Here is a 15,517-nt window from a genome sequence, read left to right on the forward strand (position 1 = left end):
CGGGTCTAGAAGGGCCGCCCTTCAGTCAAGGACCTTCACCATGCCCCGGCTTCCGCTGTTCTTCCTGATCGCCGCCGCCACCTGCCTGCTGGTGGGCGTGTGCCTTGGTGTCCTGATGGGCATCCAGCATGATTTCCACCTGGCGCCCGTGCATGCGCATCTCAACCTGCTGGGCTGGACGTCGCTGGCGCTGATGGGCCTGACCTTCCGGGCCTATCCGCAGCTGCACGCCAACCCGATGCCGGCGCTGGCGCAATTCGCGCTCTCCACCAGCAGCGCCTTCCTGTTCCCCTTCGGCATCTACCTCTCGATCGAGCAGCAGGCGCCGGCGCTGGCGATCGCGGCGGCGCTGGTCTGGCTGGCGGGGGCGGCGATGTTCCTGGTGCGGCTGGTGCTGCTGGCCGTCTCCCGATCGCCCCGCCGCTACCCCGCGCTGATGCCGGCGGAATGAGGGGGTGACCGGGCGCTGACATCCGGCCCCTGATGTGGCGATATGGGGGGAGCGGCAGCACGGCCGAGACCCCCGAGGAAACCATGATCGACCTTCACGCCAAGCGCCTGAACGGCCCCGTCATCCGCCTGCATCCCGATGACAACGTCGTCGTCGCCCGCACGGAATGCGAACCCGGCACCTCCATCCCCGGGGAGAACCTGGTGACGCGGGACAAGGTGCCGGCGGGCTACAAGATCGCCACCCAGCACCTGCGGAAGGGCGACCCGGTGCTGAAGTACCAAGTCACCATCGGCTTCGCGGCGGATGACATCCCCGCCGGCACCATGCTGCACAACCACAATATCGAGTTCCGGGAATTCGACCGCGACTACGCCATCGGCCGGGACTACCGCCCGGTGGCCATGGTGCCAGCAGAGCAGCGCAAGACTTTCGCGGGCATCGTGCGGCCGGACGGACGCGTCGGCACCCGCAACTACATCGCCATCGTCTCCTCCGTAAATTGTTCCGCGACCGTCAGCCACGCGGTGGCGGACTGGTTCACGCCGGAGCGCCTCGCCGAGTATCCGAATGTCGATGGCGTCGCCGCCTTCACCCATTCCACGGGCTGCGGCATGGAATTGTCCGGGGAGCCGATGCAGCTGCTGCGCCGGACGCTGGGCGGCTATATGCGCCACGCCAATGTCGCGGGCGTGGTCGTCATCGGCCTGGGGTGTGAGCGCAACCAGATCGCGGGGCTGCTGGCCGAGCAGGGCCTGGCGCCCGGGCCGCTGCTGCGGACGCTGGTGATGCAGGAGATCGGCGGCACGCGGAAGAGCATCGATGCGGGCATCGAGGCGGTGAAGGCGATGCTGCCGGAGGCGAACAAGGCCACGCGGAGCACGGTCTCCGCCGAGCATCTGACGGTCGGGCTGCAATGCGGCGGCTCCGACGGCTTCTCGTCCATCACCGCGAACCCGGCGCTCGGCAATGCGATGGATCTGCTGGTGCGCCATGGCGGGACCGCGATCCTGTCGGAGACGCCGGAGATCTATGGCGTCGAGCACACGCTGACGCGCCGCGCCGCGAGCCGGGAGGTCGGCGAGAAGCTGATCGAGCGCATCCGCTGGTGGAAGGATGTCTATACGCCGGGCCGCGACACGCAGATCAACGGCACGGTCAGCCCGGGCAACCAGACCGGCGGCCTCGCCAACATCTTCGAGAAGTCGCTGGGCGCCTCGATGAAGGGCGGCACGGGGCCGCTGATGGATGTGCTGCGCTATGCGGAGCCGGTGACGACGAAGGGCTTCGTCTTCATGGATACGCCGGGCTTCGATCCCGTCTCCGCCACCGGCCAGGTCGCGGGTGGCGCCAACATGATCGCCTTCACCACGGGGCGCGGCTCCATGTATGGCGCGAAGCCCGTGCCTTCCATCAAGCTCGCCACCAACACGCCCATGTTCCGCCGGCTGGAGGAGGACATGGACATCAATTGCGGCGAGATCCTGGATGGCACCGCCAGCATGGAGGAGATGGGGGAGCGCATCCTGGATCTGATGCTGCGCATCGCCTCGGGCGAGAAGACGAAGAGCGAGGAACTCGGCGTCGGCAAGCACGAATTCGCGCCCTGGCAGATCGGCATCACGGGGTAGATGCGGGGTCCGGGGGGCGCCACGCCCCCCGGCTTTGCTGTCGTTACAGCGGCGGCCAGCGATCCGCCCAGGGATGCGCGGCCTCGTATTGCCGCGCCAGCGCCACCAGCAGCCAGTCCGCGCCATAGGGCCCGATGAGCTGGAAGCCGATGGGCAGCCCATCGGCGGAGGGGGCGCAGGGCACGTTCATGCCGGGCAGCCCGCCGGCGTTCACGATGCCGGTGAAGGCGCGGTTGTGCGGCGGGCCGAACTGGTCGGCGGGCCAGGGCAGGGCGCCGGCCGTCGGCGTCATCAGCACGTCCCAGTCCTGGAAGGCGATGGCGAATTGCGCCTGCACTTCCCGGAACGCCGCGAGCCCGTCGATGTAGTCGGCGGCGGTGAGGGTGGCGCCGCGATCGGCCATCTCCTCATAGATCGCGCCGATCTTTCCGCGCCATTCCTTGCCCCGCAGAAGCCAGGCGAGGCCGCCCTGCGTGAAGGTCGGCCAGTGCTTCTCGAACAGCGCGAGATCGACGGGAAGCCGGCCGGTGGTGACGCGGTGGCCGAGCGCGGCCATGTGCCGCGCGGCCTCCGCGCAGCTCTCCGCGACGGGGGCATCGACCTTCCAGTCGCCGAATTGCGGGATGTAGAGCACGCGGAGGTTCTTCGGCGCCGGCGGCTCCTCATGCGGGCCGGGCACGCCGATGGAAAGGCGGTCCTCCGCCAGCGGGCCCTGGATGAGGGACAGCGTCGCGGCCAGGTCATCGACCGTGCGGGCGATGGGGCCGATCACCTCCGCATCGTCGAGGATGATGGGCAGGCCGTGGCGGCGCGCGACGCGGCCGGTGGAGGGCTTCAGCCCCACCAGGCCGTTGTGGCAGGCGGGACGGCGGATGGAGCCGCCGCCATCCGTGCCGAGCGTGACGGGCCCGAAGCCGGAGGCAACCGCCGCCGCGCCGCCGCCCGTGGAGGCGCCGGAGGTCAGCGCGGGGTTGTAGGGGTTGCGCGTGACGCCGAAGGCCTTGGTGTCGATGTTGCCGCGGCCGAGGGTGAATTCGGAGACATTGGTCTTGCCGATCAGCACCGCGCCGGCGGCGCGCAGGCGGGCGACCGGCGTCTCGTCATGCTCGGGCACGTAGTCGAGATAGAGTTCGCTGCCCCAGGCGCAGCGCAGCCCGGCCTGGGTGATGTTGTCCTTGATGGAGACGGGCACGCCATCCAGTGCGCTGAGCGGCGTGCCCGCGGAGAAGCGCGCATCGGCGGCGGCCGCCGCTTCCTTGGCGCCGGCCTCGTCCAGCGTCGCGATGGCGTTGATGGTGGGGTTCGCCTGCGCGATGCGGGCGAGGATGGAGGCCAGCGCCTCGCTCGGCCGCAGCGTGCCGGCGCGGTAGCGCGCGGCGAGTTCGGTGGCGGAAAGGCGCCAGATATCCGTCATGTCCTGCTTGTCCCTTGACCTTTCGCGCCCGCGACCCGCTTGCTTCGCGCATCGAGGAGCGACAACCCATGTCCTACGGCACGCGACCCCCGCCGCAAGCCCGTCCCTGGCCTTCTTCGCAAGGCCGGCCTTCCGACGACGCCATCGCGATGATGCGCTACGACGCGGCGAAGAAGTCGGTGCTGGTGGCCTATCTGCTGTGGTTCTTCCTCGGCTATCTCGGCGCGCACCGCTTCTACCTCGGCCGCGTGGTGTCCGGCATCGTCATGCTGGTGATGTCGCTGCTGTCGGTGCTGCTCACCGTGGTGCTCATCGGCTTCCTCGGCCTGCTGGTGATCGGGCTGTGGTGGTTCATCGATGCCTTCCTCATTCCCGGCATGGCCGCCCGCTGCAACGGGCGGCTGATCGACCAGCTGCGCGGCTGAACCGCTCACGGTGCCGGGGTGAAGAAGCGCGCCAGCGTCCACTCATCCGCGCGCGGCGTATAGGTGATGCCGCCGCGCGTCGCCCAGATGTTGACCTGGTAGAGGATCGGCACCAGCGCGTGGTCGGCCATCGCCATCTCGCTGGCCTGCTGCAGCAGCGCGGCGCGCGCGGCATCGTCCACCGTGCCCAGCGCCTGGTGGATGACGGCGTCGAGGGCGGGGTTGGAATAGCGGCCGCGATTGCCGACCCCCATGCCCCGGTCACGATCCACCGTGGCCAGCAGCGCGCGGAGCGGTGACGAGGCCTCCCCGGTATTGCTGCCCCAGCCCAGCAGCATGGCGGAATAGGCGTGGTTGGGCGGGCCGCCCTGCGACAGGATGGTGTTGAAGGGCAGCGCCTCCGCCCGCGTCTCGATCCCCGCGCGCTGCAGCATCTGCGCAACGGCCTGCAGGATCTTCTCGTCATTGGGGAAGCGGTCGTTGGGGCCGTGGATGGTCAGGGCGAAGCCCTGCGGCAGGCCCGCTTCGCGCAGCAGGCGGCGCGCGGCCTCGAGGTCGAAGGCCTCCGGCACCAGGCGCGGGCTGGCGCCGAAGAAGCCCGGCGCCAGCAGGCCGCCGGCGGCGATGGCCTCGCCCTCCATCAGCCGGTCCACGATGGCGGGGCGGTTGATGGCGCGGGAGATGGCGGCGCGCACGCGCGGGTCGCGCAGCGGATTCGGCATGGCGCCGCCGCCGCGCTGGGTGGCGTGCGGCGTCTGTTCGCGGAAGGTGTCGAAGGACAGGAACATCACGCGGTTGGAGGTGGCGCGGAACAGGCGGAGATCGGGGCGGCGCTTCAGCGCCTCCAGCTGCGTGATGGGCACGGCGTCCACCGCATCGACATCGCCGGCCAGCAGCGCGGCGGCGCGGGCGCTGTCATTCGGGATGATGCGCAAGGTCACGCGCTGCCAGGGCGCGCTGCCACCCCAGTAGCCGTCGTTGCGCGTCAGTGTCACGCGGTCGCCTGGCACAAAGCCCTCGAAGCGGAAGGGGCCGGTGCCGACCACGGCGGTGCCGGCGCGGAAATCCGCCGTGGTGGCGGCTTCCAGCCGGCGCGGGATGATGTTGATGACGGAGAGGTCCGTCGGCAGCAGCGGCTGGGGCCCGCGGGTCGTGATGCGGAGCGTGCGGGCATCGACGACCTCCACGCCCGCGATGCCGCGCGTGAACTGCGTGAAGGGGCCGGGGCTGTTCGGCACGGCGGGCACGCGGCGGAGGCTGGCGGCGACGTCCCCCGCCTCCAGCGCCGATCCGTCATGGAAGGTGACGCCGGCGCGCAGCCGGAATTCCCAGACGGTTTCGGAGAGCGGGCGCCAGGATTCCGCCAGGCCCGGGATCAGCTGCTGCCGTTCATCCTGGTGGACCAGCTTGTCGAAGACATGCGCGGCGATGGCGTTGTTCGGCACCAGGTTGTGGAAATGCGGGTCCACCGCGGTGGGGGTGGAGGCCAGCGCCAGCGTCAGCCCCTGGGCGCGCGGGGAGGCGGCGGGGATCGCCGCGGCCAGCAGCGCGAGGGCGAGGAGGAAGGGCCTGGACATGCGGCGGGCTTTCGTAACGGGTCAGGGAGCTTCCGCCCGGGACAGGCTGCGCGCAAGACGGGCGGGTTGCCTGCAAACCATGCTGATTTGCGCAATCGGCGATGCTGTGCTGGCAAATTGAGCAGAAGGAGCCTTCCGCGCATTGCCGCCCGGCCATGGCGGGCCGATGCTTCCGGCCCCACCCGCCCGGAGCCCGCGCCATGCCCCCGATCGCCCGTCGCCTCCTGCTGGCCGGACTGGCCGGCGGCCTCGCCGCGCCGGCCCTGGCGCAGGGCGCCTTCCCGAGCCGCGCCATCCGCGTGGTCGTGCCCTTCGCCCCGGGGGGCATCACGGACATCCTGGCCCGGGCGGCGGCGGAGGCGATGGCGCGCAGCCTCGGCCAGCCCGTGGTGGTGGAGAACCGCGCCGGCGCGGGCGGCAATGTGGGGTCGGAGGCCGTGGCGAAGGCGACGCCGGATGGCTACACGCTGCTGGCCGTGGGACCCGCGGTGATGGGAATCGCCAAGCCGCTCTACAGCCGGCTGAACTACGACCCGGATGGCGACTTCACCTGCCTCGGCCTGCTGGGTGCTCAAGCGAATGTGATGCTGGTCAGCCCGCGCGCCCTGCCGCAGCCGACGCTGCCCGCGCTGCTGGAAGCGGCGCGCGCGAAGCCGGGGGAATTGCCCTTCGCCTCATCCGGCAGCGGGTCGCTGACGCATCTGACGGCGGAGCTCTTCGCCGCCGATGCGGGGCTGCGCCTGGTGCATGTGCCCTATCGCGGCAGCCCGCCGGCGCTGGCGGACCTGGCGGGCGGGCAGGTGGCGATGATGTTCGATGCGCTGACCACCGCGCTGCCGCTGCACCAGGGCGGCCAGGCGCGGATCGTCGGCATCGCCACGCGCGGCCGCGCGGCGGACCTGCCGGAGGTGCCATCCCTGGTGGAGGCGGGCTTCCCGAGCCTGGACGCGCCGAACTGGTTCGGCCTCTTCGCGCCGGTGGGGACGCCGGCGCCCATCGTCGCGCGGCTGTCGGCGGTGGTGGCGGAGGTCACGACCTCCGACTCCTATGGCGCGCTGATGCGGGCCCGCAGCGCGGAACCCGTGGCGCTCGGCAGCCGCAGCCTGGACGCCTTCCTGGCGGCGGAGCGGCTGCGCTGGGCGGAGGCGGTGCGGCGCAGCGGTGCGCGGGCGGATTGAAGCCGTCGTGAAACCGGATCGTCCCACCATCGAATGGGCTGGTCGCCGGTCTGCCTACGGAGTAACCTTCCAACGCCCCAGGTATACAAAATGAACGATCTGGGTAAGTGTTTTTGAGGCGACCCCGAGATGCTCACTTCGGAACGAGTCGGCGCGATCCGGCTCTCCGTCCTGCTCTTCCTGCTCATGGCGCTCGGACTGCCACCGCGGGCTGAGGCGCAGCCGAACCAGGCGAACAAGCCGGTCGACAGCATGTCCTGCCGGCGCCAATGCGATGCCCGCATGCCGGAACGCGCGATGAACCCGCAGCCCGTGCAGGCCTGCCTGGTGCGCTGCGCGGCGGGGGAGCGGCATCTGTCGCGGCAGAACCAGCGCGGCACGCCGGAGGCCACGGGGCGGGGCAGCACCGGCGCCGGCGCGGCCGGGGTGATGGCGGGCGCGGCGGCCGGGGCGGGGCTGGCGCTCGGCGTGCCCAGCGCCATGCCGCAGCGCGCGGCCGCGGCCACCGGGCGCAGCATCGTCGCCTATGCCGCGCCGCTGCCGGGCCGCGGCCTGTCCGTCTCCATGCCGCTGGAACGCATGGCGGCGCATCGGGGGGCGGAGACGGAATGCTTCCGCCGCAACAACAACAACCCCTGCCGCCTGCTGGCGGAAACGGCGGACCGGTGCCTCGCCGTCGCCTATGGCATCCGGGCCAACGGGCTGGTCATCACCTCCGACCCCCGCACCTTCACCATCCACCACTACGGCACGGGGTCGGGGCAGGACGAGACGGCGGCGGAATTCGCGGCGCTGCGCGACTGTTCCGGGCGGCTCGCCGCCGGCGTCTCCTGCCGGATCGCGACGTCGCGCTGCGGCTGATCAGGGGATCGTCGCGGGGAAGTCATGCGTGCCGTCCGCGCGCAGCGGCAGGCGCGTGACGGACAGCACGGCGGACAGCGGCAGCCTAGCGTAGAGATGCGGGAACAGGCCGGGCCGGCTGCTGCCGGATGCCGGTTCCCACTTCAGCGCATCGCCAAGCCGCGCCGCATCCGCTTCCACCAGCCAGAGATCCGGCACGCCGGCCCGGTGCTTGGCCGCGCTGGCGCGCAGCTGCGCGGCGGTGGAGAAATGCAGGAAGCCGTCGCGCTGGTCATGCGCGCTGCCGGCATAGGCGCCGGCGGCTTCCGCCGCGCGCCAATCGGCTTCCCTGACCATGGTGTAGATGCGGTCTTCCATCGCGCGGCCCCCATGCCCAGGGCCGCGTTTCAGCCGAGCAGGCGGTAGAAGACAAGCCCGCCCGCTTCCGCCACCGGCACCTGGCCCACCGCCCAGCGCGGCAGCGTATCCGCGGCGTGGTAGTGGGTGGCGCCCCGCGTCGGGTCCGGCAGGGCGCCGGACAGCGCGCGGGCGGCGATGCGCTGGCAGATGGCGAAGGCGGGGTCGTTGCGCGTCGCGGGATCCACCATCGCGTCCCGCCTCGGGTGGCGGGGATGCCAGCAGGCGAACTGGAAGGGCGCGCGGCAGATGGCGCCGACGGCGGTGCCCAGGTGCTTCGGCCCGTCGGGGCGGGCGGCCAGGCGCAGCCGGTTCATCACCACCGCGGCGACGCCTTCCACCCCCCGCACCGGGCGGCCGGCGGCCTCCCCCCACAGCGTCAGCGCCAGCACCGTCAGGCCCGCGGGCTCCGCCACGCGATCGATCGCCGCGCTCATCACCGGCTTTCCCCCTCGGCGCGGGCGGAGAAGCCGACCTTGCGCTGCGTCACCACCTGGCCGGAGATGGCGGCGGCGGCCGTCGCGGCGCGGCTCACCTCGTCCAGCTTCTCCTCGATGCGGACCAGGTGCAGGGACAGGCGCGAATCGAGGTCCCGGATCAGGGAAAGCGGCACATAGGTGCGCGCGACCTCCAGCTTGAACTCCGCCAGGTCGTCGCGCGCGGAAGGCGCGGGCGGCGCGGCGGGCGGTTCCGGCCGGCTCATCAGGTCCCGGCGCAGCAGGTGCACCATCCAGAGCATCAGCAGCGCCAGCGGCGCATCCGCGGCCGCGGCCAGCATCTGGGGCGGGATTTCGGGGATCATGGGGGCACTCCTTGAAGGGAAGCGGCGGCGGAACCACCCTGGGGAAGCCGCGCGGGGGGGCCGCGCGGCGTTGGGGGATGCGCCGCGCGGCGGGACCGCGCGGCAGGGGGACGCACCGCGCGGCCGATGTGGAACGAGCCTTACCTGGAGACCTGCTGCCGATCGGCGCTGCACCGGCTGACCCTGGTGCGGCCGCATGGGCGCCCTGACGGGCTGAAGGACGGGCCCTGCCTGCAACGCCTGGCGGGCATGGGCCTGGCCCGCGCCCGCCCCGATGGCCGGTTCGAGGCGACGGAAGCCGGCCTCGACCGGCATGCGACCGAAATCGCCCGCAAGCGGGCCTGACGATCAGAAGCCCCGCCAGGGCAGGGCGGTGCGCGGCGCGGGGGGCGTGAAGGGCAGGCGCACCGGCTCCGCCAGCAGGCAGCCCGCGACGGCGTCCAGCGCATCATCGGCCAGCCCCGGCGTATCCGGGCGCCATTCCGCCATCTCCCGCACGAAGCGGCCGCGGAAGACGCTGTCATGCGCCGACAGGCGCCGCGCCGCCAGCACCGGGTCCAGCGCCGCCAGGATGCGGTCGGACTTGGCGCGCCGGCTCGTCGCCTCGACCACCGTGCAGGCGGTGCCGATGCGCGCGATCTCCCGCCGCAACAGGCCGGGCAGGAAGCGGCCGAGCCCGTTGGTCTCCACCCGCACCACCGGCAGCAGCAGGTCCCGCGCCAGCGCCGCGACGGCGCGGCATTGCTGGGTGGCGGCGTCCTCCTCCGCCTCCGGGTCGTGCAGCAGGTAGGCGACGCGGTGCAGGTAGTGCCGGCCCTCCGCATCCGCGAACATCGCGGCCAGCACGCTGGCATCGCCGCTGCCGGGGCGCCCATAGGCCGGGTCCCACCAGCCGCCGCCGGAGACGAGCCGCGTGCCCATCAGGGACAGCACGCCCCGCCCATTGGCCTCCCGGTAGTCGATCTCCGCGCCGTAGCGCGCCATCGCCGCGGGATCGAGCCGCGCGGCGCCGGTCGCCACGCGTTCCAGCATCATCTGCCGGCGGAAGGCCAGCGGGCCGACCCGGTCGCGCAGCGCGGCCACGGCCTCGTCCGGGAAGCGTTCCGGCCAGGTGCTGCGGCCCGCCGTGTCCAGCAGCGGCAGCGTGAGGCGCCGGTAGCCGGAGAGGAAGGCATCCTCCCCTTCCGCGTAGAGGCTGTCCTCCGCATGCGGCGTGCCGACGAAGAGGATGGTGCCGCCGGGGACGAGGACGAACTCGGCCTCCGTCAGCCTCTCCCGCAGTTCCTCGCGCTTGCCCGGCGTGTCGCAATTGCCGGCCACCTCCACGTCATCGGCGATGATGAGGTCGGCGCGCGCGCCGGTGATGTTGCCGCCGATCCCCGCCGCGATCATGGAGGCGTCGCGCAGCACGCCGTCGCGCGCCACCGTGAAGCGGTCCGCGGCCCAGGAGCCTTCGCCATGCCCCGGCAGCAGCGCGGCGCAGAGCGGATGGCGGCCGAGCACGCGGCGCACATTCGCCACCATCTTCGTCGCCAGCGCATGGTCCGCTGCCACCACCAGGATCCGCGTCTCCGGCGCGCGGTACAGCCGCCAGGCGCAGTAGAGGCCGATGAGCGTGGACTTGCCGAAGCCGCGGAAGGCCATCAGCAGCAGCCGCCGGTCCCCGGCGGCCTGCCGCGCCTGCAGCCAGCGCAGGACGCGCCGGTGCAGGGCGGGGGTGCCGAGGCCGCTCGCCTGGTTCCAGATCCAGGCGAATTCGACGAGGTCGGCGGGGCGGGGGCTCAAGCCTCCTCCTCCCCCTCACCGGCCGGCGGCGGCGGATCGGCGTCGCCTTCCCGCGCGAGGGTGGCGCGGGCCTTGGCCAGGATGTCCTCCGCCGTCTCCTCCGCCGTCTCCGGCTCCTCCGCCGCCAGGGCGGCGAGTTCGCTGATATGCGCCAGCGCCACGCGGGCGGCCGCCTGGCGCGCGGCGAAGTTCTTCGAATCCGGCGGCACATCCTCCAGCGGCGGGTCGCTGACGAAATGCGCGTATTCCTCGGCCACGCGGTCGATCACGGCGGCGAGCTTCGCGCGCGGCACGCCGGGCGTCCTGCCGCGCGGGGCGGTGGCAGGCTTCCTCATGCCTTCACCACCCGCACGCGCACCGTGCCGGGATTGAGGTCCACCGCCGCGCCCGACCGGTTCCAGGCCGTGACCGTCACCGTATCCTGCGCCCCGATCTGCGCCAGGAAGACGCAGCCGGAGGTGGCGAGGGAGAAGGCGGCCTGGGCGAAGTCGCCGGGCCTGGCGCCGGCGAGGGTGACGTTGATCTGCGCGCTGGCGCCGGCGGCGATGGAGGGCGGGTCCCAGGCCAGCTCCGCCGTCAGTTCGCGGACGCCGACGCGCAGGTCCGGCAGGCCGGACAGCAGCGGTGGCGCGTGGCGCGGGTCGCAATGCAGGCGCATGGCGCGCAGTTCGTAATCCGCCGTGATGCGGGCGACGCCGATGATGGCGGTGGCCACCTGCGGCGCCAGGCGGATGGCCTGCAGCCGCGTCAGCCCCGCATCGTCCATGTCCGCCGACCCCTGCCACCAGCGCGCCGTGGCGTTCCAGGTGAGCGACTGGCCGGAGGCCATCACCATGGTGCCGGCGGCATCGGTCAGCAGGTTCCAGGCGGTGTCGAAGGCCATGACGACGAGGCGCGGCGAATCCGCATCCACCGTCAGCGCGAAATCCTTGCAGCGCGAGGTATCGACCACGAAGCCGAGGCCGCGCCCGCCCGTCAGCACCACGCCGCGATTCGTGAGCGTGTAGGAATCGAGCGCGGGGAAGGCGAATTGCGGCAGGCTGGTCGGGCTGCCGGAGACGTTGGTGGACAGGCAGGCGAGCCTGTCGAAGCCCGTCTCCGTCGCGTTCCAGCGGATGGCGGCGGCGCGCAGCGATGGCACGGCGGCCACTTCCCGCGTCGCTTCCCGGTTCGGCAGCGCCTGGTGATAGGCCTTCACCGCGCCGCCCAGCCTTGTCGCGGTCTCCGTGTGCTCGATCTCGATCGCATAGCCCTGGCTCGCCCAGGCGACCTCGTACAGGTGGTCCTGCGCCCCGGCGGTGTGGCGGGCGACGATGGGGTCGCAGCCTTCCATCCGGATGGCGCGCGCGATCACGGCACGGCTGTTCACCTCCATCAGGAAGGGGATGCCCGTGGCCGGGATGGTGCGCGCGTTCAGCTCGAAGTTCGGGCCGTCGAACAGGTGGCGGTTATGCGCGACATAGGCGCCGGGCTCGGCGGAGAAGCGGATGCCGAAGCGGTCCTTGTCCGTATTGACCGTGCTGCCCACGGCGAAGTGGCCGCCATAGTAGCGGATGGAGGTGTTCCACGCCGCCGCCGTCAGGGTATGGACGTCGAGCCCGATCTTGTTGTTGACGAAGCGGCCGAGGATCAGCGTGCTGTCCTCGAACCCCCGCTCGTCGCCCAGCGTGCGCAGGCCGATGGTGAAGCCCGCGATCTCCCGGATCTCGATGAGGGAGGCGTCGTGGTTGCGGATCACCACGCCGATGTCGCCCTCGCTCAGCCAGTCGCTGATGGTGGCGCGCGTCACCGCGATGCCGCTGTGCAGCTTGTTGGCGTTGCGCGTGGTGCCGCCATCGCCGATGGTCAGCGCGGGCTGGCCGCCCGGGCCGGCATAGATGATCCGGCCGCGCATGGTCAGCCCGGCCGCGGCGCCGGGCAGCGTCAGCGGCTGCTGCGTGCGGAAGGACCCTTCGCCGATCGTCAGCATCTTGCCGGAAGCCGCCGCCGCGTTCATCGCGGCCTGCAGCGCCGGGCCATCATCCGTCACGCCATCGCCGGTCGCGCCGAAGTCACGCGCGCTCAGCGTCTCCGCCAGCTTGTCCTCCACCGTATGCGGCACGGCGCCGGGGAAGGGGGAGGTCAGCAGGCCGGAATCGCGCGGCACCACGACGATGTCGCCGACGCTGTCGAAGCCCAGCAGCCGGTTGGCGCGCGCCGTCCGCATCGGCAGCGTCATGTCGCCGCCAAGGTCGGCGGGGTCCTGCCGCAGGGTGGAGGAGAGTTCCTCCCGCTGCTCCTGCAGGGCGGCGACGACGCGGTCCAGCTCGTCATTCAGCGTGCGCGCGCGGAGCACGCCATTGTCCTGGAAGTCGGAGGTGCGCTCGACCTTCACGCGGCGGCGCAGCGTGACGGTGCTGCCGGCGGCGGGGGCGGTGGGCAGCGTGACCGTGCCGCCTTCCGACAGGCCGGCGCCGGAGACATCGAAGCCGCTGCCGAGGACGATGCCGTCGATGCGGACCTCCAGCTCCTCCGCCAGGAAGATGGGGAAGGGGTAGGTGAAGTCGGTACGCGCGCCATCGCCCACGTATTGCACGCGCGGCGCGACGTCGCCGATGCGGATGTGCTCGGCCATCGTGGGCTCCAGGAAGGGGGGGCAGGGAAGGGCCGCGCGGCGGGCGCGCGGCGGCGGGGAATCAATCGAGCAGGTTGCGCAGCGATGTGCCGAAGCTGGTGCCGGCGCGCAGCCAGGTGGTCAGCGACCCGTCATTGTTCAGCAGGCTGCGGCGCCCGGCGGCGAGCCGCGCGGCGAAGAGCTGGTCGCTGTCGGATTGCGCCGCGGCGGCATCGCGTTCGAGCCCGGCCGTCAGCGCGGCGGCGGAGCCCTCGTCCGGCGAGACGCCGCTGGCGGCTAGCCGGGCGCGGGCGGCGGCCGTGGTGCCGGCCAGCCGCGCCTCCCGCGCCCTGGCCTCGGCCGCCTGCTGCGCGGCCAGCTGCTGCTGCCGCGCCGCTTCCTGCTGCCGGGCGGCATCGGCCTGGGCGCGGGCATTGCTGGACTGCACCTGGGCCTGGCGCACGGTGGAGTAGAGCGAGGCGCCCGCGCCGAGGGCGGTCGCGATGGGGGCGAGTTGCGCCATCAGTCGGTCATCCTCATGTCGGTGGTGACGGAAAGCAGGGTCAGGGGCAGCGGCGTCTCGCCCTCCACCCGCCACAGCGGCGCCATCGCATCGCGCCGCCAGCCCAGCGCGCGCAGCGTGACGTCGCCGGTGAAGGGCGCGGGCGCGGCATCCAGCAGCGCCGTGTCCAGGCGCCGGAACGGCACCGGCTGCACGCCGCGGCCGAGATCGACCTCCAGCGCCGGCGTCTCCATCACCCGGAAGGTGGCGGAGACCAGGCGGAGCGGCGCGGAAGCCGCCCCGCCCGCCCCGGCCAGGGCCATGGGCAGCGGTTCCACCACATGGCGGAAGGGCAGCCCCACCTGCACGCTGCGCGCCGGCGGATCCAGCGTGACGGCGCCGGCCGAGACCGTCAGCACGCCGCGCGGCGCGCCATCGGCCAGGATGCCGACGGAGGCGCCTTCCAGATGGCCGAGCCCGGACCAGACATCCTGTTCCGCGACGGCGATGCCGGACAGCGCGGCATCGAAGCCGATGCCCGTGTCGAAGCGTTCCAGCCGGTGCCAGCCATTGCGTTCCACCACGACGAAGACGCGGCCCTCGGTCTCCGCCACCGCCTTGAAGCGGCCCGCCGTCTCCAGCCGCGTCCAGGCCGTCACCTGCTCCGCGCGATAGAGCGTCAGGGTCGCGATCGACCCGTCCGCCATCACCACATGCAGCAGCCGCATGGTCTGGTCATAGGCCATGGAGACCGGCGCCTGGATCAGGTGGTGCGCGACCAGCGCGAGGTCATTGGCCTGGTACACGTCGGCGACGTCGGTATAGGCGAATTCATGCACCGCGCGGCCGGACCGCGCGACGAAGAGCGTCGCGCCATCCACATCGACCGGCGGCACCTGCCGGTCCACCAGGCTGCCGACGCGCGTCTGGCGGTGCAGCTGGATCGAGGACGGCGTCAGCGGATCGCCCGTCACCATCCATTCGGCGCCGGAGGTGAAGACCTGCAGGTGGCGGCCGGAGAAGACGGCGCGGATCGCGTTCACCTGGTCCGACACCAGCGCGAATTCGATCGCCTGGTCATCGAGCCCCGTGCCGTTGTCGAAATTGGCGATGTCGCCGGTGCGCGACAGCCACAGCCGGTTCGGCAGGTCCCGCGACCCGCCCAGCACCAGCCGGTCCTGGTGGAAGCAGGCGGAGACGGGGTAGCCGCGCACGCCGCTGAAGGCGGGCTCCGCCCAATCCGTGGTCGGCGTGGTGCCGGGCAGCGTGCCGTTGACGACCCCCGTGGCGGAGCGCGCATTGGCCACCGCGGTGATCGCGACGGTGAGGCCCGAGATGCGGAACGCCGCCGTGACATGGCCGCTGGAGAAGAGGTCGGCGGAGGCCGTCAGCGTCACGGTGCCCGTGGTGGCGGAGGCCGCGAGCGTGACGCCGGGGCGGAAGTTGAAGACCGGCACGGCATCGAAGACGAAGGGCGCCAGCGTCCAGCTGGTGTGGCTGGTGCGCGTCAGCCGCTGCGGCGCCACGTCGGGGTGGAACAGCAGCAGCGTGTCCGCGCTTTGCGTGAAGGCGACCTGGCCCTGCATGCCGGTGGACCAGGGCGCGGGCAGGCTCGCCACCGCGACATCGCCCAGGAAGACGTGCAGCTGCCCCTCGGTCAGCGCCAGCAGGTAGGTCTGCTCGGTGTTGAACTCGAAGGGGATCAGCCGCGCGGGGCCGGGCAGGGATGCCACATGCAGCAGCCCCGGCCGGCGCGCGACGCCGCCCGTCGGCTGGATGACGACGTTGCGCAGCCGCCGCGCGCCATTCTCGAAGGCGCGCAGGTCGGCACGGCCGAACAGGTTGGGCGCGAGCTCCCCGGCGGTGAAGGAAGCCTTGGTGCGCCGCGTGGCGATGGTCATG

Annotated in this window: 16 protein-coding genes; 6 read left to right on the forward strand and 10 right to left on the reverse strand. The window is 72.3% G+C overall.

Translation table 11 applies throughout. From position 1 onward, the window contains the following. Positions 1-40 precede the first annotated feature (40 nt). Both JJI54_RS06435 and JJI54_RS06440 read left to right on the forward strand, forming a co-directional pair. Complete coding sequence (locus JJI54_RS06435) at positions 41-451, forward strand: hypothetical protein (RefSeq protein ID WP_203071944.1); 411 nt, start codon at positions 41-43, stop codon at positions 449-451. Between the two features lie 83 nt (positions 452-534). Next, positions 535-2,082 carry a UxaA family hydrolase gene (locus JJI54_RS06440; RefSeq protein WP_203071945.1) on the forward strand — a complete coding sequence of 516 codons (1,548 nt, stop codon included), beginning with the start codon at positions 535-537 and terminating at the stop codon, positions 2,080-2,082. A 43-nt stretch (positions 2,083-2,125) separates the two neighbouring features. On the opposite strand, the gene JJI54_RS06445 is transcribed toward JJI54_RS06440, so the two are convergent. Beyond that, the gene (locus tag JJI54_RS06445; RefSeq protein ID WP_203071946.1) at positions 2,126-3,496 is read right to left on the reverse strand and encodes an amidase; all 1,371 of its coding nucleotides are present in this window, start codon (positions 3,494-3,496) and stop codon (positions 2,126-2,128) included. Between the two features lie 149 nt (positions 3,497-3,645). Between JJI54_RS06445 and JJI54_RS06450 the strand changes: the two genes are divergently transcribed. After that, positions 3,646-3,921, forward strand: coding sequence for a TM2 domain-containing protein (locus tag JJI54_RS06450; protein WP_226381395.1), 276 nt, complete (start codon positions 3,646-3,648; stop codon positions 3,919-3,921). A 5-nt stretch (positions 3,922-3,926) separates the two neighbouring features. Here the strand turns inward: JJI54_RS06450 and JJI54_RS06455 are convergent, their stop codons facing one another. Then, positions 3,927-5,498, reverse strand: coding sequence for an ABC transporter substrate-binding protein (locus JJI54_RS06455; RefSeq protein WP_203071949.1), 1,572 nt, complete (start codon positions 5,496-5,498; stop codon positions 3,927-3,929). A gap of 200 nt (positions 5,499-5,698) precedes the next feature. Here JJI54_RS06455 and JJI54_RS06460 point away from each other — a divergent pair, with 200 nt between their 5' ends. Together JJI54_RS06460 and JJI54_RS06465 are read left to right on the forward strand one after the other, a co-directional pair. Then, positions 5,699-6,676, forward strand: coding sequence for a Bug family tripartite tricarboxylate transporter substrate binding protein (locus JJI54_RS06460; RefSeq protein ID WP_203071950.1), 978 nt, complete (start codon positions 5,699-5,701; stop codon positions 6,674-6,676). Positions 6,677-6,805: 129 nt separating this feature from the next. After that, positions 6,806-7,537, forward strand: coding sequence for a DUF4189 domain-containing protein (locus tag JJI54_RS06465; protein ID WP_203071952.1), 732 nt, complete (start codon positions 6,806-6,808; stop codon positions 7,535-7,537). Here JJI54_RS06465 and JJI54_RS06470 read toward each other — a convergent pair whose 3' ends face one another. From JJI54_RS06470 to JJI54_RS06480, 3 genes are read right to left on the reverse strand one after another with little or no spacing between them, the layout of a single operon-like run. Next, on the reverse strand, positions 7,538-7,894 hold the full coding sequence (locus tag JJI54_RS06470) for a DUF952 domain-containing protein (protein WP_203071954.1): 357 nt from the start codon (positions 7,892-7,894) through the stop codon (positions 7,538-7,540). Positions 7,895-7,923: 29 nt separating this feature from the next. Further along, the gene (locus JJI54_RS06475) at positions 7,924-8,370 is read right to left on the reverse strand and encodes a cell wall hydrolase (protein WP_203071956.1); all 447 of its coding nucleotides are present in this window, start codon (positions 8,368-8,370) and stop codon (positions 7,924-7,926) included. Then, positions 8,370-8,735: a hypothetical protein gene (locus tag JJI54_RS06480; protein WP_203071958.1), complete on the reverse strand. Its 366-nt coding sequence runs from the start codon at positions 8,733-8,735 to the stop codon at positions 8,370-8,372. The genes JJI54_RS06475 and JJI54_RS06480 overlap by 1 nt, the downstream gene beginning before the upstream one ends. A gap of 126 nt (positions 8,736-8,861) precedes the next feature. On the opposite strand from JJI54_RS06480, the gene JJI54_RS06485 reads away from it, so the two are divergent. Continuing rightward, entirely contained in the window at positions 8,862-9,080 is a 219-nt protein-coding gene (locus JJI54_RS06485) for a hypothetical protein (RefSeq protein WP_092957378.1), read from the forward strand. Between the two features lie 3 nt (positions 9,081-9,083). Here the strand turns inward: JJI54_RS06485 and terL are convergent, their stop codons facing one another. The 5 genes from terL to JJI54_RS06510 all read right to left on the reverse strand — a co-directional run bounded on the left by terL (position 9,084) and on the right by JJI54_RS06510 (position 15,516). Beyond that, entirely contained in the window at positions 9,084-10,520 is a 1,437-nt protein-coding gene (gene terL / locus JJI54_RS06490; protein WP_203071960.1) for a phage terminase large subunit, read from the reverse strand. After that, the gene (locus tag JJI54_RS06495) at positions 10,517-10,855 is read right to left on the reverse strand and encodes a hypothetical protein (protein WP_203071962.1); all 339 of its coding nucleotides are present in this window, start codon (positions 10,853-10,855) and stop codon (positions 10,517-10,519) included. The genes terL and JJI54_RS06495 overlap by 4 nt, the downstream gene beginning before the upstream one ends. Continuing rightward, positions 10,852-13,134 (reverse strand): phage tail fiber domain-containing protein, encoded by a 2,283-nt coding sequence (locus tag JJI54_RS06500; RefSeq protein WP_203071964.1) that lies wholly within the window; start codon positions 13,132-13,134, stop codon positions 10,852-10,854. The genes JJI54_RS06495 and JJI54_RS06500 overlap by 4 nt, the downstream gene beginning before the upstream one ends. A gap of 61 nt (positions 13,135-13,195) precedes the next feature. After that, the gene (locus tag JJI54_RS06505) at positions 13,196-13,636 is read right to left on the reverse strand and encodes a hypothetical protein (protein WP_203071966.1); all 441 of its coding nucleotides are present in this window, start codon (positions 13,634-13,636) and stop codon (positions 13,196-13,198) included. Then, on the reverse strand, positions 13,636-15,516 hold the full coding sequence (locus JJI54_RS06510; RefSeq protein ID WP_203071967.1) for a hypothetical protein: 1,881 nt from the start codon (positions 15,514-15,516) through the stop codon (positions 13,636-13,638). Before JJI54_RS06510 ends, JJI54_RS06505 begins: the two co-directional genes overlap by 1 nt. Between the last annotated feature and the right edge of the window lies 1 nt (position 15,517).

Source organism: Falsiroseomonas ponticola (assembly GCF_016805305.1).
In the GTDB taxonomy this organism is placed as follows: Bacteria; Pseudomonadota; Alphaproteobacteria; order Acetobacterales; family Acetobacteraceae; genus Falsiroseomonas; species Falsiroseomonas ponticola.

Coding starts and splice junctions, on each gene's coding strand:
- JJI54_RS06435 (WP_203071944.1), top strand. CDS start 41: ATGCCCCGGCTTCCGCTGTTCTTCCTGATCGCCGCCGCCACCTGCCTG.
- JJI54_RS06440 (WP_203071945.1), top strand. CDS start 535: ATGATCGACCTTCACGCCAAGCGCCTGAACGGCCCCGTCATCCGCCTG.
- JJI54_RS06445 (WP_203071946.1), bottom strand. CDS start 3,496: ATGACGGATATCTGGCGCCTTTCCGCCACCGAACTCGCCGCGCGCTAC.
- JJI54_RS06450 (WP_226381395.1), top strand. CDS start 3,646: ATGATGCGCTACGACGCGGCGAAGAAGTCGGTGCTGGTGGCCTATCTG.
- JJI54_RS06455 (WP_203071949.1), bottom strand. CDS start 5,498: ATGTCCAGGCCCTTCCTCCTCGCCCTCGCGCTGCTGGCCGCGGCGATC.
- JJI54_RS06460 (WP_203071950.1), top strand. CDS start 5,699: ATGCCCCCGATCGCCCGTCGCCTCCTGCTGGCCGGACTGGCCGGCGGC.
- JJI54_RS06465 (WP_203071952.1), top strand. CDS start 6,806: ATGCTCACTTCGGAACGAGTCGGCGCGATCCGGCTCTCCGTCCTGCTC.
- JJI54_RS06470 (WP_203071954.1), bottom strand. CDS start 7,894: ATGGAAGACCGCATCTACACCATGGTCAGGGAAGCCGATTGGCGCGCG.
- JJI54_RS06475 (WP_203071956.1), bottom strand. CDS start 8,370: ATGAGCGCGGCGATCGATCGCGTGGCGGAGCCCGCGGGCCTGACGGTG.
- JJI54_RS06480 (WP_203071958.1), bottom strand. CDS start 8,735: ATGATCCCCGAAATCCCGCCCCAGATGCTGGCCGCGGCCGCGGATGCG.
- JJI54_RS06485 (WP_092957378.1), top strand. CDS start 8,862: ATGTGGAACGAGCCTTACCTGGAGACCTGCTGCCGATCGGCGCTGCAC.
- JJI54_RS06495 (WP_203071962.1), bottom strand. CDS start 10,855: ATGAGGAAGCCTGCCACCGCCCCGCGCGGCAGGACGCCCGGCGTGCCG.
- JJI54_RS06500 (WP_203071964.1), bottom strand. CDS start 13,134: ATGGCCGAGCACATCCGCATCGGCGACGTCGCGCCGCGCGTGCAATAC.
- JJI54_RS06505 (WP_203071966.1), bottom strand. CDS start 13,636: ATGGCGCAACTCGCCCCCATCGCGACCGCCCTCGGCGCGGGCGCCTCG.
- JJI54_RS06510 (WP_203071967.1), bottom strand. CDS start 15,516: ATGACCATCGCCACGCGGCGCACCAAGGCTTCCTTCACCGCCGGGGAG.